The sequence below is a fragment of the Hymenobacter canadensis genome, from assembly GCF_027359925.1.
Classification (GTDB): Bacteria; Bacteroidota; Bacteroidia; order Cytophagales; family Hymenobacteraceae; genus Hymenobacter; species Hymenobacter canadensis.
Window position 1 is genome coordinate 396,647 of sequence record NZ_CP114767.1, and the last position, 20,082, is coordinate 416,728.

Consider the following 20,082-nt stretch of genomic DNA (forward strand, 5'->3'; position numbering starts at 1 on the left):
ACGATGCGGAATATACACGGAAGCCGTCACCCACAAACCAAAACGCCCGGCTTCTCCCACGATAGGAAAAGCCGGGCGTCCGGATGGCGCGAGGGAGGTTATTCTTTCACCAGACGCTTGGCATACTGCTTGCCGTCGGTGCCGCGCACCAGCACGATGTAGGTGCCTTTGGCGGCGTTATGCAGCTCCAGCGGCTTGATGTCGCCGCCAGTCATCGTCAGGGTCAGTACTGCGCGGCCTACGTTATCCAGCACCCGTACCTCGTAGGTGCCGGCGGGCAGCAAGCTCAGGTCGAGCTGCGTGGCCTGGGTAGGCGTGGCAGGGTTCGGGTACAGCGAGATACCTGCGGGCTCTGCTTTGCCCTCGAAGCGCACGGTTTGTACCGGCGAGTAGGCTTCGGTGCCGTCGCGGTCAACCTGGCGCAGGCGGTAATACAGCAGCTTGGTACCCTGCTTGCCGGCTCCGGCATCAGTGTAGGAGTAGGAAGAAGCGCTGGCCGTGGTGCCCTGGCCATTCACGCGGGCAACCTGCTCAAACACCCGGCTATCGGTGCTGCGCTGCACCTCGAAGTGGCTGTTGTTCAGCTCGGAAGCCGTGCGCCAGTTCAGCTGCACGTCCACGGCGCGCACCACCTTCGCCTGGAAGCTCACCAGCGTTACGGGCAGCGGGCGGTTGTCGATTGGCATGGAGTAGGTAGCGGTGTTATTGCTACCTGCGCCGCTGTCGTCGGTGGCGGTATAGGTGAAGGCCGCCGTGCCCACGAAGCCGGCAACCGGATCGAAGAACAACTGGCCAGCCTGCGACGCCAGAATTACCTGGCCCGGAATGACGGGCGTACTGTTCAGGTACAGAATGCCGGCCGCGGCGGAGGGCAGCGTCTGGACAATAAACGATTCCAGTGGCGGACCCGCCGTCACGGTGGCGCTCAGGGCCGGAATGCTGATGGAAGGCGCTGTGTTGCTGATGCCTGGCGTGGTCACGTCGTTGGCCACGAGGCCCACGGCGCAAGTGCCCAGGTACAGGTCGTCGAGGCCGAAGTCGTTGCCGCCAGTGGCCTTGTTCACGTCGCGAATCTCGAATACGGCCGTCGTGCTGCTACCCGAAAACCACAGGTCGGAGATGCGCGTGTAGCCGGTCGTACCATCCAGCGTGGTGACCGTGGAGGTAGATTTGCCGTTGATAACGAAGCCCAGCTGCGCCGGACTCTGCGGGTTGACACTGTTGGCGAAGGCCGAGAAGCTGTAGTAGGTGTTGGGCCGCACCGTCACGGTTTGCTGATACACGATGGACAGGTTCTGCGAGCCATTCACAACCATAAAGTTGTCGCCGGTACCGGTACGGCCATTGCCCGCGAAGCTCGGGTGCAGCAGCGCCGCATCGGGGCCCACCGAATACAGGGCTTCCGGAACCAGCTCGTTGTTGACGCTGGGGTTGTCGGCTACATAGCCGTAGCCCGACGTGAAGCCGGTGTTGCCGTTCGTGAAGCTGGGATTGGCCAGCAGGTTGGTACCCGTGCCGATGGTGCACACTTGGCCGGCGTCGTACACGTTCAGGCGCACCGTCGAGACGTTGGACAGATCAGGCGTGGTACCCGGCACCCGCACCTGATACGTAAACGTGTCAGGGCCGAGGTAGCCGCTGACGGGCGTGTAGCTGTAGCTACCGTCGGGGTTCAGCACCAGCGTGCCGTGCGCCACATTGCTCACCAGCTGCACCTCAAAGCTGCTGTTGGCCAAGTTGGCGGGGTTGGCGTCGTTGAGGATGATGTTGCCGGACTTGGTGGTGTTACCGGGCACTTCGTTGGTGTCGTCGTTGGTCACGAAGATGTTGCCGGCCACTACGGTCACGTTCAGCGTGGCCTGGTCAGCCGCAGCGTTAGCGCCCTGGCTGGTGCTCGTACTCACGGTGCTCAGGAGGGAGTTGGCGCCCTGGGTGGTAGGAGCATTAAAGCTGAACGTATACGTGTTCGTGATGGTGCTGTTGAGTACCGGCACGGTCTGGAAGCTGATGGTGTTGGTGGCGGTGCTGTAGGCAGCTCCTGCCGGCAGTGCCGCCTGCTGCGCGCCCGTCATGCTGGCGCCGGTGGGCAGGCGCACGGTCTGCGTAACCTGCGTGGCAGCCTGCGGGCCGTTGTTGGTGAATGTCACGGTGTACGTCCCCGACGACAAGCCTGCGCCCAGCGTGCCGGGGCCGCTCAGTGCCGTCGTCACGTCGGCCACTGGCCCTACTACTGAAATGGTATAGGTGGCGGACTGGTTGGAGGCAATACCCGCGTTGTTCACTGCAAAAAACGTGAACGTGGCGTTGCCGGCGAAAGCCGGCTCCGGGTCGAAGAGCAGGTTGGCAGCTTCAGCGGCTGTCAGCAGCTGGCCCGCCGACACAGGCGTGGTGCCCACGTACAGAATGCCGCTGGCTGGTGTCGGGAGCGTGCTCACAACATAACCCGTGACGGACCCACCAGCGTTCGGGTCGGTGCCGGCCAGCGCCTGAATGGCGGTGGAGGCGTTGGTGCTCGGCATGGCCGGCGAGTTGGTAACGGCAGTAGCCACGGGTGGCAAAGCACTTGGCCCGGCGCACAGGGCGCTGTTGGGTACTATCTGGCGGCTGATACCGGCCCCGGCCGCGCTGCTGTATTCCAGCGTGAGCGTGTTGCCACCGGTCTGCTCCCCGAAGTACACCAGCACGTTGTGCAGCCCGGCTGAGAGGGTCACGGTGGCCTGCACTGTCACAGGGCCGTGCGCACCACCATTGTTGATGGTCACGTTGCCAATAGTCGGGGCAAACACGCCCCCGTCCACCCAGAAGTACGAGGCGTCGTCGGAAGTCAGGTAGAACGTGTACGCGCCGGCCGTCGGGATGAAGATGCTGCCTCGGTGGCGGCTGGAAAACTGGTTGGGGTCGGTGCCGGTGCCCGAGGCGGGCGGAATGATGTTGCCCCAGCCATCGACTGCCGTGGTGGTGCTGTTAGTGTAGCTAAGCTGCGGGTCGATGCGGGTGAGGCCGGGCGTAGTGCTGCCGAAAAAGGCCAGGTTGTCGGCAAAGTAGCCGGCGTAGTAGTCCGACGAAAGGCCGCTAGCCGCGGCCCCGCCCCCGTAGGCCGGGCCGCAGCCCGTTGGTGCCGCCGGGGCTACAAGCGGAATGGTATAGGTGGCCGTGCTGGCGCTGAAGTTGCCGTTGCTGTCGGTGACGGTGTAAGCAAACGTGAGGTTTTCCGTGGTGCGGCTGGCTGGCAGGTAGTAGAGCTGGCTTGCCTGCGTGATAGTCAGGACCTGCCCGGCGGTGGCCAGAAGGCCGGTAGGGCTGCCTATGCGCAGCGTGCCGGTGGTGGGCACACTGGTGAGGGTATACGATGCCAGCGTGGCGCCGGCCGGGCCCGTGATGGTGGCGCTGAGTGGGCTGATCAGTGTGGCGTTGATGGTAGCGCTGGTACTGATGCTGGCCGTGGTAACATTGTTGGCTGTGAGCTGCGGGTTCGCTACCGGAGCCAGCAGCGCCATGTCGTCAAGGCCGAAGTCGTTGCCGTTAGCGTTCAGGTTCAGGCCGCGCAGCCGGATGGTCAGCTGGGTGCTGGCCCCCGGGTTCACCGTCACCGTGTTCAGTTGCCACACGCCGCCGTCGTTGGGGTTGGTGAACACCGGCCCCACATCCACGCCATTGGAAGACACTTGGATCTGGGCTTTGTTGCTGCCGATGGCATTCAGCAGCCAGAAGGAAAACTGATAGGGCTGGTTAGCCACTAGGCCAGCTACTGTCTGCTCCCATATCGTTCGGTTTGCCGTCGTGGCACCGTCCACAATCAGGTAGTTGCCGCTGCCCGTGGTATGGTCGCCGAAACTGGTGGGAAAAGCGGTGTTGAACGCCCGGTTGTCGGGTCCGACGGTGTAAGTGCCCTGGCCTGAGCTGCCCGTAGGTGTTACAAAGGTGTATCCTGACGTGAAGCCCGTATTTCCGGCGCTGAAGCTCGGGTTGGTCAGCAGGTTTTGTGCTGTTGCCGGGGCTCCCGCAAAGAGCAGAGCTGTCAGCAGGAGCCAGACTAGGTGACGTAGGGGTTGAAACATAGGAAAGGAGTGAAGTGGAAAGGTCTGCGGTTAGAATTTTTATAAATTCTGCAATGAATCAGTGCTCTGGCTTATACAAATGGGGGTAGCCTTTGCGGTTTTTTTAGCCGTCATGGCCGCGCCCGGGGGCTACTGGCAGCCAGTAAATAGATGATTCCATAGGAGCAAAGAAAGAAGGAAATTGTCAGAACCACGCGAATATCAAATCATTAAGTGAATATTTGAAGGGGCTTGGTACTGTGTTGGGAAAGTGTTGCCGTGTGCTGGGAGTATAACAATGCATGAGAAAGGAATAATCATATAACGATAATTCCGGCGAGCCGCCCGCCCGGCTGGTTCTGCCCGGGATGGCGCCGCAAGATGAGCGCATGGCCCACTTGCGGTACGCCGTAGCTTTGGGGCGGCGCCCCCAACCTTGCGGCTGGCTCCGTCGTTCGGCCTAGCAACCTGTTCCAGATTCTAATGTCCTACCGCTACGCCGCGCCGCTGCTGCTGCTGCCCGTTTCCGCCTTTGCCCAAACCGCTGCGCCCGATACCACCCGGGCTGTGGCCCTGCCCGAAGCCACCGTCACGGGCTACGGCCAGCAGCTACCGCTGCGCCGCACCGCCGCCGCCGTGGGCGTGCTTAGCGCTGCCGACTTTGACCGGTTCGGGCAGCAGGCCCTCACCCAGGCCGTGAACACGCTGCCCGGCGTGCGGCTGGAGGAGCGCGCCACCGCCAGCTACCGCCTCAGCGTGCGGGGCAGCACGCTCCGCTCGCCGTTTGGGGTGCGCAACGTCAAGCTCTACTACGAAGGCCTGCCGTTCACCGACGCCAGCGGCAGCACCCCGCTCAACCTCCTCGATCCTGCCCAGATAGGTAGCCTGGAGGCCCTGAAAGGCCCCGCCGCCAGTGTGTATGGGGCCGGGACCGGCGGGGCCATCTTGCTGCGCAACCGCCGCCCCGAAGCCGGCCAGGCCCGCGCTCAGGTGGGTTTCACGGCCGGCAGCTTTGGGCTGCGGCGCTACACCGCCACCGCCGAAAGCGGCACCGCCACTGGCTACGTGCGCGCCCAATATGCCCGCCAGACCCTCGACGGCTACCGCCAGCAAAGCGCCCTGCGCCGCGACGTGCTGGCCCTCGACGGCGAGTTTCAGCCCACCGCCCGCCAGACTGTGGCCCTGCACGGCCTCTACTCCGACATCAACTACCAGCTGCCCGGCGGCCTCACCCGCGCCCAGTTTCAGGCCGACCCCCGGCAGGCGCGGCCAAGTACTGCCACCGCGCCCGGCACCGTGGCCCAGCGCGCCTACTACGCCTCGCGCACCCTGCTGCTGGGGGGCACCCATGAGTTCCGGTTCACGCCGCGCCTGAGTTCGGTGGCCACGCTCTACGGCACCGGCAGCGCCATCCGGACGCCTTTTCTGGTGGATTTTGAGCGCAACACGCGCCTGGAAACCGGCGCCCGGGTGGCGCTGCGCTACCAAAGTAGCCTGGCCGGCCGCGTGCTGCGCCTGCAGGGTGGGGCCGAAGCCCAGGCCGGTTTCCTGAGCGGCCGCAGCTACCAGAACCGCGCCGGCGAAACGGGCCCGTTGCGCTACGACGATGAAATCAAGTCCGGCACCGGCTTCCTGTTTGCCCAAGCCGACTATGAGCTGCCGGCCAACTTCCTGCTGACGGCCGGCGCCAGCTACAGCCGCCTGCGCTACGACGTCAACCGCCTGCTCGATGCCACCCGCCCCGGCGCGCCCACCAGCTACGCCGTGCAGCGCGACTTCCGGCCGGTGGTGTCGCCGCGGGTGGCGCTGCTCAAGGAGCTGACGCCGCAGATTTCTGTGTACGGCAGCGTGAGCCGCGGCTTCTCGCCGCCCACTACCGAGGAAATTCGCCCCTCCGATGGCAGCCTCAACACCGACCTGCAGGCCGAGCGCGGCACCAGCTACGAAGTAGGCACCCGCGGCACGCTGCTGAACCAGCGCCTGAAATTCGACTTAGCCGCCTACGATTTCCGCCTGCGCCAGACCATCACCACCTTCACCACCGACCAGGGCACCAGCCTGTTCCGCAACGCCGGTACCACCCGCCAGCGCGGCCTGGAGGTAGCCCTGAGCGGCTGGTTGTGGGAGCAGAAAGCTTCAAGCCGTAAGCGGCAAGCTGCAAGTGCCCAAGGGCAAACCGGCCTGCGCGCCTTCGCCACCTACGCCTACAACCACTACCGCTTTGGCAGCTACGAGAGCGGAGGCCAGGATTTCAGCGGCAACCGCCTCACCGGCACCGCCCCGCACACGCTCACAGCCGGCCTCGATTTCAGTGAGCAGTTCGGTTTCTACCTCAGCCCCACCGTCAGCCATCAGGCCCGCATCTTCCTCAACGATGCCAACACCGAAGCCGCGCCCGGCTACTGGGTGTTCGGGGCGCGGGGCGGCTGGCGGCGCACCCTCGGCCGCCTGGAGCTGGACGTGTTCGGTGGCCTCGACAACGCCACCAACCGCCGCTACAGCCTCGGCAACGACCTCAACGCCTTTGGGGCCCGCTACTTTCAGCCCGCCCCCACCCGCAACGGCTACGGCGGGGTGCTGCTGGGTTGGAAGCTGTAAGCTGAACGCTGTCATTGCGAGGTCGAAGGACGAAGCAATCCTTCCTCTCCTTGCTCTGAACTACCCTAAGCAGAAAGCCCTCCGGCAGTAGTGTAGTACACTAACGCCAGAGGGCTTTGTGATAAGGAGAGTGTCTGCCACGAGATGAAGGATTGCTTCGCTCTGCTCGCAATGACACTATGCGCGCAATGACAGTGGCCGCTTACACCTTCACCCGCTTACCGGTGCGGGCGGCTTCGTAGATGGCCATCACGAGACGAATATCCTTCAGGCCTTCTTCGCCGGGCGTTTTGGGGGTTTTGTTTTGCAGCACGCACTCGGCCATGTGGTCGAGTTCGGCGGCAAACTGGTTGCCTTCCTTGATCTTGGGCTGACGCTTTCCGTCCTTGTCGCCGATGGTCATGTGGTGCTCGTAGTAGTCGGTGGCGGGGTCGAGGTCCAGCCAGGCTTTGTCGCCGAAGGCCCGGAACCGCTTCACCTCCTGGATGCTGTAGGAGCTGGTGCAGGAGGCCAGCACGCCGCTCGGGAAGCGTAGCGTGAAATGGATGGTGTCTTCCACTTCCTTGAAGCGCGGGTCCGATTTATCGCTGAATTCCTGGGCCGTAACTTCCACGGGCTCTTCGCCGGTGAGGTAGCGGGTGGCGTTTAGGGAGTAGATGCCGATGTCCATGAGCGAACCGCCGCCGGCCAGCTTTTTCTGCACGCGCCAGGCTTCGGCGGGTTCCTCGGTGGGCTTCACGCTGCGGCCGTGGTCGGCCGTAATCTGGCGCAGCTTGCCCAGCTCGCCCTTTTTGATGCGGGCAATGGCGTCGAGGTTGAAGGGCTCGAACTGGGCCCGGTAGGCAATCATCAGCTTTTTGCCGGCCTTCTCGCAGGCCTCAATCATCTTCTGGCAATCGGCTACGGAGTTGGCCATGGGCTTCTCACACAGCACGTGCTTGCCTGCCTTGGCCGCCCGAATCGTGTATTCGGCATGCAGGCCGGGCGGCAGCACGATGTACACCACATCCACGGCCGGATTGTCCTTGATGGAATCGAAGTTGTCGTAGCTGTAGATGTTCTTTTCCTCGACGCCGTACTCGCGAGCCAGCTTGCGGGCCTTGTCGGGTGAGCCGCTCACGAGAGCCGTGATGCGGGCGTGCTTACATTCCTTGAAGGCAGGCATCATCTGCTGCTGGGCAAACTTGCCGAGGCCCACAATGGCGAAGCCGAGCTTCTTCTGATCGTCGTATTGCATAGTGGAAGGGGAAGTGGCCAGGGCTACCGTGGGGCCGGCCACGGCAGTAGCCGCGGCGGTAAGGCCAAACTGGCGCAGAAACTGCCGGCGCGAGTCGGCGGAGCTGGAAGAAGACATAAAGCGGAGAGCTGGGATGAACCTACAGGAATACCCAACGGCCCGCGGCCGTTGGGCGTTACGTTCAGCTTGCCTTTGGCTGGCCCGGCCGGTGCTGCCGACTACTCGGTGGCGGGCAGCAGCAGCACCGGCACGGTGCTGTGCAACACCACCTGCGCCGACACGCTGCGGTTGAACAACTGGCCTAGGAAACTGCGCCGCCGGGCTACTACCACCAGCAAATCGGCGCGGGTTTCGGCGGCGGCCTGCAGAATGCCGGCGGCGGGCCGTATGTGGCGCACCCCGTGGGTATCGATATGAGGCAAGTCGGTGCCGAGGCCGCTGTGCAGCACACTGGCCAGGGCCAGGCGGCAGTCGTCGCTATCTTCGGGCTCGGCCACGTGGGCTACCGTGAGGGCCGGCTGCACCCGTTGCAGCAGCTTCTGAGTGGAGGCAATGATGGCCGGCGCCAACCGGAAGGGCAGGCCATCGGCGGCCAGCGTGAGGCGGGCCGGTGGCACGGCGGCCTTAGCCTGGCCGGGCACTACCAGCAGCGGTACCTGCGTGGCGCGCAGCAGCGTGAGCGAGGTGCTGGCCACCAGCTCGTCGGGAGTAGCATCGGTATCGGGCTTGCCCAAGATAACCAGCACGGCCCGGTGCCGGCTCACGGCTTCCTCCACGCCATTGGCTACGCTTTCCACGGCGGTTTCCACCACTATAGGCACCTGCACGGTGGCGGCCCGCTCGGCCAGGGCCGCGGCCACTTCTCCCTCACTCATGTGCCGGATTTTGCCGGTGAAGGCATCAGGGTCAAGCAGCGACTCGCGGCGGATGTGCAGCAGCACCAGCGAGGCTCCCAACGGGGCGGCTAGGGCGGCGGCATAGGCCAGGGCGTGGTCGGCATCGGGCGTGAAATCGGTGAGGACAAGCAGGGCGGACATAGGCGAGGCGGTGAGGAATGGGTGGGTGGGTATACTGCTTATGCGTAGCGGCCCGGCAGAAGGTTGCGCCGGCCGGCCCGCCCGCCGGGGGCAGCCACCGGGCAGCGCTGCTCCGTGGTTCTGAGTTCAACGAAAAAGGCCTTCCACAAAACGCGGAAGGCCTTTCTGCAACGCCGGGAAGATGGAATCCTAGCGGTTATTATCGTCGATGGGGTTGTTGAAGCCCGGGTTCATCAGCTCGTCCGTCATGCTGGAGTTGTCGGGGTCGGGGCCGGTGGTGGGGCTGTCGGTGGGCTCGCCGGCGGTGGCGTCGTCGAGCATGGCCGAGGTATCGAGGGTGCCTTCCTCGTCGCGCTTATAGCTATACAGCTCCTCGCGGTGCTTGCGCTGCTCGTCGGTGAGGTTGGCGCCGGATTTCGGGTCGAGGGCGTCGGCGGGGTTCTGGTTATCAGGAGTGGCCATGGGGGCTGGAAAAAGTAGAGAGAGGTGCGTCGGAAGCTTACTTGCCCGGTACGCCTTTGCCGCCGTCGTGGCGCAGGGCGCTGAATTCGTCGGGGTTGTCGTTGCTGCCGTCGTTGGGCGCTTTATGGCCGTCGTTGCCTTCCTGCTCGGCCGGAGCTTCGGTTTTGTTGGCCGGCTCGGCCGTGGCCCAGTTGCGGGTGCCGCCGCCGTAGCGCGGGTCGTCTTTGGCCCAACCTTCGCGCTGGTCTTCATATTCGGCTTCTTTCACGTCGCGTACGCCCTCGGGGTCGAGGTTCTGCGGCACGCTGCCGCGCTGCTCAGGCTCCACGTAGGACGGGGCGGCTACGCCGCCGGGGTTGGTGCCGGCCGGGCGCGAGGCCAGCTGCTCGGGCGTAGGAGCGGCATTTTCAGCGTGCCCAAATTCGCCATACTGGGGCGTGTTGCTGGCCGTGTTGCCCGTGGTGTTGGGAGTGGTGTTTTCGTCTTGGTCGGAAGGGTGGGTTTGCATAGGGGTAGCAGAACTAAGATGAAGGGAGAGGTAGCCGTAAGGCTTCCGGAGTTGCATACGCAGGCATGCCCGGTTGTGGTTAGGCTGGTCGCTAAAAAATCCTGGCGGGCCTGCTTCACGTAGTACAATAGCCGGCCGCTACTTCATCTGGCACCGGCTTTTTTCTGTCGTTCCCTTACTTCTCTCTCATGTCCGTCAACATCGAACACCACACGCAAGACCAGGAATTTATTGCCACCATCGGCGGCCACACTGGCGAGCTGGCCTACAGCACGCCCGCCGAGGACGTTGTGGACTTCACCCACACCTTCGTAGATGAAGAGCTGCGCGGCCAGGGCGTAGGTGAGGCGCTGGCCCACGCCGGCCTGCAGTATGCCCGCCAGCACCAGCTACGGGTGCGCACCAGTTGCAAGTTCATGGCCGCTTTCGTGCGTCAGCACTCCGAATACCAGGATTTGCTGGAGGCATAGTAAATCAGCTGCTGAATACTTAAATCATATTTAATATAGTTTTAATATACTAAAAAACTATTGGCAGTATCTTTAATTACAGGCTGCTTTCGCTAAGGATAGTGCCTTTCGTAACTACTGCGCACATGCTGACCTTCTTTGTTTTCACTGACTTTTCAGCCGCTGCTACCAATGCCCTGCACTATGCCATTGTGCTGGCACGGCCGATTATGGCACACATTCAACTGCTGCATGTAAGGCCGCCTGTTACCGCTGCTGCCGCAGACTGCTTCAATAGCCTTTGTTTGGAGCAGGCCAAACAGGTGCAGGAGAATCTTAATCACTTAGTGGCCGGCGTACAGCAGTTTGTGTCGTGTGCTGGTGGAGTGCTTGCTGGTATTCCCGATCAGGAAATCCCGGCCTTGTTGCAATCTGTTCCCAATGGCATCGTGGTGTTGGGCAACAGCAACCCTGCTAAGGCCATGCGTACCGCCTGGACCAGCACCGGGCTTTACCTTATCCGAACCGTAACGCTGCCACTGCTGGTGGTGCCGGTTACATACCGCGCCTGTCATCTGCCGCAGCGTATAGTATTTGATATGGACCGTAAGCCGGTGGAATTACCTGCTTCCGCTGCCATCGTGCCGGAGTTACTGTCCTCGTTCAGTGCCTCACAATTGCCCCTCCGACTGGACGGGAATCTGGGTGCCGTCGATGATCTGCTCCAACGCACCATCCCGCAGGTAGTAGGTATTCACGTGTACACATCAGAAACGGCGCCGGAGGCCGGAGATATCGCCAGCCGTATTCAGCAAACGGGCTTATTGGCTGGCATGGCGCACACAGTTGCCACTTCGCGGTATCCTGCTATTGAAGAAGGTATTCGGCATAGCGCAGCGCGTCATCGTGCTGATTTGCTAGGTTTTATAGCGAGGCAGCGGATGTATCCGGGCCGGCAGTTTCTGCAGAGCGTCACAGCGGGCTTGATTGCGCACAGCCGCATCCCAGTATTGGCGGTACCTGAGCGGTAGCGTTTTCCGGCCTGATGATCTGAATTGGCCCCCACTAGTGCATGAGCAAATACTGTGGCCCATAGCGCGTAAGCGACTTTTGCCGTTGCTACAACCAAAAAAGCCCCGGCTTCCGTCAGGAAACCGGGGCTTTTTGGGCTGAGGCTGGTAGCAGTTTAGTGCTTCACGGCTACGCGGCTGGTGTAGCGCACGCCGTCTACCACTACCCGCACCGAGTAGAGGCCGGCGGGCAGGTTCTGTACATCAAGCAGCGTAGCATCGGCGCCGCTGATGGTGCGCTCCTGCAGCAGCACCTGCTGGCCCAGGGCGTTGTACAAGCGAATGTCGGCGGCGTGGCGGCCGCGCAACCCGGCAATCTGCACCTGCACGGCCGTAGCGGCCGGGTTGGGGTACACGGCCAGGCCGGTGTTCAGCGGCGCGTTTTTCACCGTCGAATTGACGATGCAGGCGGTGCTGGTGTGGCGGCCGACGTTGGTGTACACGTCGGTGCCGAGGGCCTGCCAGGTGCCGGCGCCCACGCTCCAGCGGGTTTCGCCGCGGCCCACGGTGGGCTTGCGCACCAGCGTGTTGTCGGTGGTGGAGCCGCCGCCCGGAATGGTCCAGGTGGTGCCCGGGTCGGTGCCAATCACGCCGATAACGTCCAGCGTATCGGTGCCGTCAAACAGGGCCAGGGCATCGTCGCCGTTGAAGAAGCACACGGCCGACTGCAGGTCTGTCTGGCCCAGTACCACCGTGGAAGCCACGCCGGTGTTAGCCACCACGTACACGTCGCCGGGGGCAATGGTGCCTGTCAGGGCTTGGGTGGCCGTGGGCGTGCTCGAGCCGTTGGCAAACAGCTCCAGGCGGATGCCGGTCAGGCTGATGGGCGCGCTGGTGGGGTTGTAGATTTCCACCGCTTTGCTGTTGCTGGCGGCGCCTTCCACGTACTCCGAGAAGTACAGATCGGTGCAGGGCGAGCCGGCCGGCGCCTGGTCGTCGTTGAGGATGGTGAGCGTGTGCGTGGCGGGCGCAATTACCAGTACGGCGGCGTTGCTGGGCGTGCCCAGGCGCAAGCGCACCGTTTCGTTGGGCTCCGGTGCCACGTCGCCGTTCACGGTAAGGGTCACGGCCTGGGTGCTCTGGCCGGCGGCGAAGGTGAGGGTACTGGTGGTGAGGGTGAAGTCAGCGGCATCGGCCGTAGTGCCAGCCGCTTCTACCGATACAGGGATTGTGAAGCCGCCGGCCGGAATGCTGGCCGCCGTTACGTTCACTGAGTAGGTAGTGGTGCCGCTGTTGCCCTCCGTGAGGCTAGCCGTCGCCGAAGCAAAGCGTACCGAAGGCGGGGTGCCGTCGTCGTTGGTGATGGTGAGCTCCTGCGAAGCCGGGCCGCCGATGGCCGCGCCGGTAGCGGCGTCGCGCAGCGCCAGCACCACGGTTTCGTCAGCCTCAGCCTGAGTGTCGCCGTTCACCGTTACCGTCACGGTCTGGCTGGTCTGGCCGGCCGCGAAGGTCAGCGTCTGGGGCGAGGTGAAGGTGAAATCCTGGCCGCTGGTAGCGGTGGAAGTGGCCGCGTCAAACGCTACCTGCACCGTGAGGGTGGCGGTTGGCGCGGGCGTTACGTTCACGGTAGCCGTGAAGGTGCTCGTGCCGCTGTTGCCTTCCACAATGCTGCCGGTAGCCGACGCAAACGAGAAAGTCGGCAGCACTTGGAAGCCCCAGGCGCGGGCCACGAGGTCGGGGAAAGCAATGTAGGGGTTGAAGTTGCCCTGGCTTTTGGCGGCGCGGCGGTTCCGTTCCCGCTCGCGGGCGTCTACCGGGTCGGCGAGGTGCCACTGGTAGAGCGTGTTCAGGTTGGCCAGCGCCGTAATGACGTCCTTGCCGGCGTCAAAATTCTGCCCTTGGTGCATGGTGTAGAAGTAGAACGCCGCCCGGGCCAGGTTGCCCTTGTGGTCTTCGCGGGGCTCAAACTGCGAGTTAGTGTCTTCGCTGTACTCGTCGATGTTGGTGGCCGGGACGGTGGCCTGGCTGGTGGCGCCGCGCATCCACTTGATCGTCTGGTTGTCCGGAATTTCGGCAAACGGGTCGGAGCCGCGGTCGGAGTTCCACTGGATGAATGTCGGGAACAGGTGGTGGATGTCGGTGCGCATGCGCACTACCTCGTTGAACCACGACTGCGGGATGCTGTGCTCACAGTTGATGCCGCTCACCACGCCCGGGTTGGTGTTGGCCGAGTCGAGGCGCACGGTTTCCTGGTAGCCCGAGTACACGCACGTCACGCGGCCCTGGAAGTTGTCCACGTAGTTGTACATCCGGCCGCGGGCCTCCGAGTAGTTGAGCTCCGTGCGCTTGCCATCGTACCAGTTCTGGCGCAGCCAGTCTTTCAGGTCCTGGCCCTGCAGGGAGGTAGGCGGAGCAGGCGGTAAAGTTTGCGCTGAAGCCACGACGCTGACCAAGGTCAGCGCCGCGCCCAGCAAACGGGCGAAAAAGTGTTTCATGCTGGCAAAAAGAGGTAAGGAAAACGTCGGCTAAGGTCGGGAATTTATAGCAATGCCTGCGTGGCTAAATTGTTATCGGAGTAGTAGTTGCCGCTGCCCGAAGCCAGGGCGGCACAAAAAAAGACCTGCTCCGTCAGAAGCAGGTCTTTTTGAAGAACAAACGGGCCGCCAGCAGTGTGGCGGCAGCAGCCTTACTTAGTGGGCATCAGCACCGTATCGATTACGTGCGTGATGCCGTTGCTCGATACCACGTTCGGGATGGTTACGTTGGCCATGCCGCCTTTGGCGTCATGAATCATCACCGTGTTGCCGCTGCGGTGCACGGTCAGGTTTTCGCCTTCCACGGTGGTCAGCGTCTGGCCGTCCTTCAGGTCGGCAGCCATCAGGCGGCCGGGCACTACGTGGTAGGTGAGGATGGTGGTGAGCTTGGTTTTGTTTTCGGGCATCACCAGCGTGTTCACGGTGCCGGCGGGCAGCTTATCGAAAGCAGCGTTGGTAGGGGCGAATACCGTGAACGGGCCGGCGCCTTTCAGCGTCTCCACGAGGCCGCCAGCCTTCACGGCAGCTACCAGCGTGGTGTGGTCGGCCGAGCCGACGGCGTTGTCGACGATGTCCTTATCAGGCGTCATCATGGCGCCGCCCACCATTACACCGCCCGTTGTGGCGGTGCCCATCGTGCCAGAGCTCATCGAAGCGTCGCCGCTCATCTTCATTTCCTTCATGTCCTTGCCTTTGCGGGGCTTGGTGGTGGCTTTCATTTTCGAGCCGTCGGCGGCTTCGCCTTTCACCTTCATCTTGCCATCGTCAGCCGCCTTGGTTTTGGTGGTCATCTCGGCGTCTTTGGTTTTGGTTTTCTCGTCGTCCGACTTGGTTTTGGCAGTCTGGGCGGCGGCGGTAGACGAAAGGCCAACGTTTACGGCCAGGGCCAGCGTGGCGACGGAGAGGAATTTCTTAAACATGGGGTGTGAGAATATAGTGAGTGAGGAGAATTCAGTTTGGGGCCTTATACGGGCAGTTGCCGGGAATAGATATGGCGGGGATGCTATAAAGGGCTGCGGGCCGGTGGTGCGGTCTTTTACCCAGGCCGGCACCAGCCTCCACTGAAACAGCTGCACCCGCCCCGGCTCGGTGTTCGTGACGACGGGCAGGTGCGGCGAAGGTGCAGCGTTGTAGTTGGGCACAAGGTCGGCCGGCACGGCCACTCCGAAGCGCTCCACAATGGTTGGAGCCGGAGTAATGAAGGTATAGCGGCCGCACACAATCAGGGGAGGAAAGACAGAAAACGGTTTCCTCTGCAAACGGCCCGCCCGCCGCGGGGTTGATAATGCGGCGGCTTCACGCACAAAAAAGAACGTCCTGCTGAGCTTGCCGAAGCATCTCTACCGCACTAGTAATTACTGTGGCGGGAGAGATGCTTCGGCAAGCTCAGCAGGACGTTCTACGACGTTCTTGCTATCGGCAGCCTAGTTCACCACCATCGTCATGATGGAGTGAGCGGGGCTATTGGCCGTGGCGCCTTGGCCCTGCATCCAGAGCTGGAAATCCTGGGCTTTGTCGCTGTTGTTCATCACCACCACGGCCACCTTGCCGTCGGGGTTCAGGAAGGCCGTGGTGCTCAGATGGTCGCGGTTGGAGGAGGTGGCAATGCGCCGCGCGCCGGGCTTGATGAACTTGGAGAAGTGGCCGATGTAGTAGTAGGCGTTGGTGTAAATCAGCTTGCCGGTGCGCGTATCCCCGATGATGGGCGAAAAGCAGAAGTTCTGCACGTGGTTGGGGCCGCCGGTCTGGTCGAGCAGCACGTTCCAATCGGTCCAGCCCACGGTGCCGCTGTTGAAGTCGTTGATCATGGAGTGGCCGTACCGCTCGCCCAGGGCCCAGTCGTTCACCTTATCGAAGTTGAATTTCTCTACGCACCCTTCCGTGAATATGAGGTTGGTGTTGGGGTAGGCCTCGTGCACGCGCCGCAGGTTGTCGAAGAGCATGCTGCTGCCGGTCCAGGTTTCGTACCAGTGGTAGCCGATGCCCCACACGTATTGCGCGGCTTTGGGGTCGTCGAGGATGGTGCTGGCGCGCTGGTAGATCTGGTCGCGGTTGTGGTCCCAGGCAATGAGCTTCCGGTCGCCGAGGCCACCTTTCTTCAGCGTCGGGCCGAGGTAGTCGCGGATAAAGTCGCGCTCCTCAGTGGCCGTAAACACGCACGATTCCCACCGCTGTTTGGCCATGGGCTCGTTCTGCACGCTCAGCCCCCAGATCGGAATACCCTGGCGCTCATACTCCTTGATGAACTTCACGTAGTAGTCGGCCCAGGTTTGGCGGTACTGGGGCAGCAGCTTGCCACCGCGCAGCATGTCGTTGTTGTCCTTCATCCAGGCGGGTGGGCTCCAGGGGCTCACGTACATCGTGAGCTTGCCGCCGGCCGCCGCTTGGGCCTGCTTGATGAAGGGAATGCGGAACTGCTCGTCGTGCTTCACGCTGAACGTCTTCAGCTGCTCGTCCTTGTCGGCCACGTAGGTGTAGGGGCCACTGGAAAAGTCGGAGCTGTGGATGCTGGTGCGGGCCAGCGTGTAGCCGATGCCGGCCGTGGGGCTGTAGTAGGCCTGCATGAACTCCTGCTGAGTGGCCCTGGGCAGCTTGGCGTAGGTTTCGGCGGCGGCATCCGTCAGGGCCCCACCAATGCCCAGCATGGTCTGAAACGTCTTGCCGGGGTCCACGAAGATGCAAACCTGCGTTTCCAGCGGCTGGCCCACCGGCTGCAGCGTCAGGCTGGTGCCGGCCGACAGTCGCAGCTCAGAGTTGGCGGCAGTGGTGAACACCTGCGCCTTTTTGCCGACGGCCGAATACGATTGAGAGTTGCCAGCGTTTTTGGCGGCTTTCTGGGCCACGGCACTGCCAGTGCACAAAGCAGCCAGCAGCAGGGAAGGAAGGAGGGATTTGCGCATAATAAGGAAGGCGGCGGGAGGCCCCGCCAATACCGCCGGTGGGAGGCGGCGGGCATGAAAAATCAGAGAGTGGCGGCGGGGCCTACCACACGTAGGTGCCCACGGCGCCGGCCGGCAGCGCCGTGCTGGCCGCCTTGCCGCGGTACTGGATGTCGAAGGACTGGTTGGTGTTGCCGGTGTTCTGCACAATCAGCACTTTCTGGCCATTCGGAGCCTTGAAGGCCACGTTGGTGAGGCCGCCGGGCGTGGTGGACCCAATGCGCACCGAGCCGGGCCGCACAAACTTGGCCGCGTGTGCCACTGTGTAGTAGGCCGTGTTGCGCGAAACTGTGTTGCCGTTGATGGTGAGGGCGCCCAGGCAGGTGCTGCAGCCGCCGTTGGTATGCGGACCGTAGTTCTGGTCGGCGGCTAGGTTCCATTCCAGCACGTTGCGGCTCCAGTTGCGCGTGCCCCCGATAATCAGGTTGTTGATGTGCCAGGTGAAGTCGGCGGCGAAGTTGCCGGGGCCGCCCACCCACTGCTCCGTGAAGTACACGCTCTTGGCCGGAAAGGCGTTGTGCACCTGGCTCATGGCGTTGATGTTGCCGGCGTACAGATGGAACGCCGAGCCATCGACGTAGCGGCTCACCTGCGGGTCGGCCAGAATGGCGAGCGGGTAATCGGTGCGGTCGGTGTTGTGGTCGTAGAGGATGATTTTGGTGGTCAGCCCAGCCGCCTGCAGTGCCGGCCCCAGGTTGTTTTTGATGAAGTTGCCCTGCTCCGGCGCCGTCATCAGCATGCTGGGGTTATTATAGGGGTTCAGCGGCTCGTTCTGAATGGTAATGGCATCCAGGCGCACACCTTCGGCCTGCATCTGCTGCAGGTATTTCACGAAGTAGCGGGCGTACACATCGTAATACTCAGGCTTCAAAGAGCCGCCCACGAAGCTGCCGTTGGTTTTCATCCAGGTGGGTGCCGTCCAGGGTGAGCCCAGGATTTTCAGGTCGGGGTTGATCTGCAGAATCTCGCGCAGCACCGGCAGCAGGTCGGCGCGCTCGGGCTCCAGGCTGAAGCGGGCCAGCGTGGGGTCGGTCTGGCCGCCGGGCAGGTCGTTGTACGTGAATTCGCGGCTGCTCAAATCGGAGGCCCCAATGCTGATGCGCAGGTAACTGACGCCAATGCTGCCGGCATCAGTGCCGAACAGTTCGCGCAGCAGCGTGGTGCGGGCCGCGGCCGGCAGCTGGTTGAGCAGCTGGGCGCTGCCTCCCGTGAGCGTGTACCCAAAGCCGTCGATGCCCTGAAACGTCTGGGTGGTGTCCACTACAATGGCCGGATTCTGCCCCACCGGCGCCAGGAAATTCAAGGCCAGCGTGCTTTTCTGAAACAGCGCTGTCTGGTCGGTGGTGGTCAGCCACAGCGCCACCTGCGACGGGCCGGCGGTGGGCGGCGGCAGCACGGGCGGCGTCGGGGGCGTGGCCGGGTCCGGCGAGTCGGTGCCGCAGTTGCTCAGGCTCAGCAGCAACGCGCCGGCCAGAGTGCAGATAAGGCTATGTTTCGGCTTCATAAGAGGAGAATTATTAAGTAGCAGATAGATAAGCCGTGCTACGTTTCAAGGCTATTTCCAAGATTTTCCAGGCAAAGAATCTGCGTTAGTTCTATTGGACGCTCACCGCAGGCTACCACACATAAGTGCCCACGGCGCCGGGGGCCAGGGTGGAGGCAAATGTGCGGCCGGCGTGGCGTACGCTGAAGGTTTGAGCGGTCGGGTTGTCGTTCTGCACAATCAGCACCCGGTCGCCGTTGGGCGCTTTGAAGGCCACATTGGCCAGCTTGCCCGTGACGGTGGAGCCGATACGCACCGAGCCGGGCCGCACAAACTTGCTGGCGTGCGCAATGATGTAGTAAGCATCCTCGCGGCTGACGGTGTTGCCGTCCAGGGTGAGGGCGCCGCGGCACTCGGTGCAGCCGCCGGGTGTGTGCGGGTTCTGCTGCGGATCGGCGGCCAGGTTCCATTCCAGCACCGTGCGGGCCCAGTTGCGCGTACCCCCGATAATGAGCGTACGTACGTGCCAGGGCAGGTTCTCGGAGAAGCTGCTCTTCGAGCCCACCCACTGCTCAGTGAAGTACAGGTTCTTGTCGGGGTGGGCGTCGTGCACCTGGCTCAGGGCCTCAATGGGGCCGGCGTAGAGGTGAAACGCCGAGCCGTCCACGTATTGTTTGGCTTCCGGGTCGTTGAGGATGGTAATCGGGTAGTCGGGTCGGTCGGCGTTGTGGTCGTAGACGATGATTTTGGTGTCCAGCTTCGCCGCCTTGAACGTGGGCCCGAGGTGCTTCTTGATGAACTCGGCCTGCTGCTCGGCCAGCATCAGCAAGCTGGGGTTGTTGCCGGGGTGCAGGGGCTCGTTCTGAATGGTAATAGCGTCAATCCGCACGCCCTCGGCCTGCATCTGCTGCACATACTTCACGAAGTAGCGGGCGTAGGCATCGTAGAACTCGGGCTTGAGTGAGCCGCCTTTCGAGTTGTTGTTGGTTTTCATCCAGGTCGGCGGCGACCAGGGCGAGCCGAGCAGCTTGATGGCTGGGTTAATAGCCAGAATCTCCTTCAGGATGGGCAGCAGGTGCGGCTTGTCGGGGGCGAGGCTGAACTTGGCGAGGGTGGGGTCGGTCTGGCCGGCGGGCAGGTCGTCGTAGCTGAAAACCTGGGCATCGAGGTCGGAAGCCCCGATACTCAGGCGTAAGTAGCTGACGCCAATAGCGTTGCCGGTAGTCCCAAACAGCTCCTGCAGCAAGGCGGCGCGCTTGGGCGCATCCATGCGGTGCAGCAGCTCGGCGCTGCCGCCCGTCAGGCAGTAGCCGAAGCCGTCAATCAGCTGGAAGGTCTGGCTTTCGTCGACTTCAATTACCGCACCGGTAGCTGGGCTGGCGCTCCAGGTGGGCGCCGGCTGCAACTGAAATAAGGCCGATTTATCGGGATTGGTGAGCCAAAAAGCAGCCGAACGGCTGGTGCTGGCCGGGGCTGTGGCAGTGCCGGCCTTGGGTGGTCGCTGGCAGCCCGCGCCAAGGCCCAGGAGCAGCAGCAGCGAAAAGCCGGTAGATCGGAAAGTGGAAATCATGGCAAATGGAAAGAGCAAAAAAGAGCAGGAGTAGCACCTAAGTCCGGCAGTGGTTGCTGCCAGCCCAGGCCCCAAGGGCCGATTCCGAGGATTCCCCCCACGAAACCGGCCCTGGTTCCTGTTGGCCGGAAATGCGCCGGACCGCGCAGCTTGCCCCAAGGCGTTGCAGCGCCTCAGGTACAGGAAGCTACATCTGCTATTCCGACGAAAATGGAAGC

Annotated in this window: 13 protein-coding genes and 1 pseudogene; 3 read left to right on the plus strand and 11 right to left on the minus strand. The window is 62.9% G+C overall.

Translation table 11 applies throughout. The annotated features are described in order from the left end of the window. Positions 1-98 precede the first annotated feature (98 nt). The gene (locus O3303_RS01765; RefSeq protein WP_269560354.1) at positions 99-4,058 is read right to left on the minus strand and encodes a cadherin-like domain-containing protein; all 3,960 of its coding nucleotides are present in this window, start codon (positions 4,056-4,058) and stop codon (positions 99-101) included. Positions 4,059-4,520: 462 nt separating this feature from the next. Here O3303_RS01765 and O3303_RS01770 point away from each other — a divergent pair, with 462 nt between their 5' ends. After that, positions 4,521-6,635, plus strand: a complete 2,115-nt coding sequence (locus O3303_RS01770) for a TonB-dependent receptor family protein (protein ID WP_269560355.1) — start codon at positions 4,521-4,523, stop codon at positions 6,633-6,635. Between the two features lie 202 nt (positions 6,636-6,837). On the opposite strand, the gene O3303_RS01775 is transcribed toward O3303_RS01770, so the two are convergent. From O3303_RS01775 to O3303_RS01790, 4 genes are all read right to left on the minus strand, one after another. After that, positions 6,838-7,989 carry a Gfo/Idh/MocA family protein gene (locus O3303_RS01775; protein ID WP_269560356.1) on the minus strand — a complete coding sequence of 384 codons (1,152 nt, stop codon included), beginning with the start codon at positions 7,987-7,989 and terminating at the stop codon, positions 6,838-6,840. A gap of 101 nt (positions 7,990-8,090) precedes the next feature. After that, positions 8,091-8,909: a universal stress protein gene (locus O3303_RS01780; protein WP_269560357.1), complete on the minus strand. Its 819-nt coding sequence runs from the start codon at positions 8,907-8,909 to the stop codon at positions 8,091-8,093. A gap of 189 nt (positions 8,910-9,098) precedes the next feature. Beyond that, entirely contained in the window at positions 9,099-9,371 is a 273-nt protein-coding gene (locus O3303_RS01785; RefSeq protein WP_269560358.1) for a hypothetical protein, read from the minus strand. Between the two features lie 37 nt (positions 9,372-9,408). Beyond that, positions 9,409-9,879, minus strand: coding sequence for a hypothetical protein (locus tag O3303_RS01790; RefSeq protein WP_269560359.1), 471 nt, complete (start codon positions 9,877-9,879; stop codon positions 9,409-9,411). A gap of 188 nt (positions 9,880-10,067) precedes the next feature. On the opposite strand from O3303_RS01790, the gene O3303_RS01795 reads away from it, so the two are divergent. Together O3303_RS01795 and O3303_RS01800 are read left to right on the plus strand one after the other, a co-directional pair. Beyond that, positions 10,068-10,349: a GNAT family N-acetyltransferase gene (locus O3303_RS01795; protein WP_269560360.1), complete on the plus strand. Its 282-nt coding sequence runs from the start codon at positions 10,068-10,070 to the stop codon at positions 10,347-10,349. A 125-nt stretch (positions 10,350-10,474) separates the two neighbouring features. After that, positions 10,475-11,359, plus strand: coding sequence for a universal stress protein (locus O3303_RS01800; protein ID WP_269560361.1), 885 nt, complete (start codon positions 10,475-10,477; stop codon positions 11,357-11,359). Positions 11,360-11,514: 155 nt separating this feature from the next. Here the strand turns inward: O3303_RS01800 and O3303_RS01805 are convergent, their stop codons facing one another. From O3303_RS01805 to O3303_RS01830, 6 genes and pseudogenes are all read right to left on the minus strand, one after another. Next, complete coding sequence (locus O3303_RS01805; protein ID WP_269560362.1) at positions 11,515-13,833, minus strand: endonuclease; 2,319 nt, start codon at positions 13,831-13,833, stop codon at positions 11,515-11,517. 191 nt (positions 13,834-14,024) lie between these two features. Beyond that, the gene (locus tag O3303_RS01810; RefSeq protein WP_269561944.1) at positions 14,025-14,540 is read right to left on the minus strand and encodes a fasciclin domain-containing protein; all 516 of its coding nucleotides are present in this window, start codon (positions 14,538-14,540) and stop codon (positions 14,025-14,027) included. Positions 14,541-14,942: 402 nt separating this feature from the next. Next, positions 14,943-15,176, minus strand: a pseudogene (locus O3303_RS21905) (hypothetical protein); the annotation flags it as partial. A 120-nt stretch (positions 15,177-15,296) separates the two neighbouring features. Continuing rightward, positions 15,297-16,772: a glycoside hydrolase family 30 protein gene (locus tag O3303_RS01820; protein ID WP_269560363.1), complete on the minus strand. Its 1,476-nt coding sequence runs from the start codon at positions 16,770-16,772 to the stop codon at positions 15,297-15,299. Positions 16,773-16,854: 82 nt separating this feature from the next. After that, positions 16,855-18,315 (minus strand): glycoside hydrolase family 30 protein, encoded by a 1,461-nt coding sequence (locus tag O3303_RS01825; RefSeq protein WP_269560364.1) that lies wholly within the window; start codon positions 18,313-18,315, stop codon positions 16,855-16,857. A gap of 112 nt (positions 18,316-18,427) precedes the next feature. Then, complete coding sequence (locus tag O3303_RS01830; protein WP_269560365.1) at positions 18,428-19,864, minus strand: glycoside hydrolase family 30 protein; 1,437 nt, start codon at positions 19,862-19,864, stop codon at positions 18,428-18,430. Positions 19,865-20,082 lie beyond the last annotated feature (218 nt).

What these genes read in the sequence shown, in the direction of transcription:
- O3303_RS01800 (WP_269560361.1), top strand. Translation starts at nt 10,475, where the DNA reads ATGCTGACCTTCTTTGTTTTCACTGACTTTTCAGCCGCTGCTACCAAT.
- O3303_RS01810 (WP_269561944.1), bottom strand. Translation starts at nt 14,540, where the DNA reads ATGAGCGGCGACGCTTCGATGAGCTCTGGCACGATGGGCACCGCCACA.
- O3303_RS01795 (WP_269560360.1), top strand. Translation starts at nt 10,068, where the DNA reads ATGTCCGTCAACATCGAACACCACACGCAAGACCAGGAATTTATTGCC.
- O3303_RS01820 (WP_269560363.1), bottom strand. Translation starts at nt 16,772, where the DNA reads ATGCGCAAATCCCTCCTTCCTTCCCTGCTGCTGGCTGCTTTGTGCACT.
- O3303_RS01770 (WP_269560355.1), top strand. Translation starts at nt 4,521, where the DNA reads ATGTCCTACCGCTACGCCGCGCCGCTGCTGCTGCTGCCCGTTTCCGCC.
- O3303_RS01825 (WP_269560364.1), bottom strand. Translation starts at nt 18,315, where the DNA reads ATGAAGCCGAAACATAGCCTTATCTGCACTCTGGCCGGCGCGTTGCTG.
- O3303_RS01765 (WP_269560354.1), bottom strand. Translation starts at nt 4,058, where the DNA reads ATGTTTCAACCCCTACGTCACCTAGTCTGGCTCCTGCTGACAGCTCTG.
- O3303_RS01775 (WP_269560356.1), bottom strand. Translation starts at nt 7,989, where the DNA reads ATGTCTTCTTCCAGCTCCGCCGACTCGCGCCGGCAGTTTCTGCGCCAG.
- O3303_RS01830 (WP_269560365.1), bottom strand. Translation starts at nt 19,864, where the DNA reads ATGATTTCCACTTTCCGATCTACCGGCTTTTCGCTGCTGCTGCTCCTG.
- O3303_RS01790 (WP_269560359.1), bottom strand. Translation starts at nt 9,879, where the DNA reads ATGCAAACCCACCCTTCCGACCAAGACGAAAACACCACTCCCAACACC.
- O3303_RS01780 (WP_269560357.1), bottom strand. Translation starts at nt 8,909, where the DNA reads ATGTCCGCCCTGCTTGTCCTCACCGATTTCACGCCCGATGCCGACCAC.
- O3303_RS01785 (WP_269560358.1), bottom strand. Translation starts at nt 9,371, where the DNA reads ATGGCCACTCCTGATAACCAGAACCCCGCCGACGCCCTCGACCCGAAA.
- O3303_RS01805 (WP_269560362.1), bottom strand. Translation starts at nt 13,833, where the DNA reads ATGAAACACTTTTTCGCCCGTTTGCTGGGCGCGGCGCTGACCTTGGTC.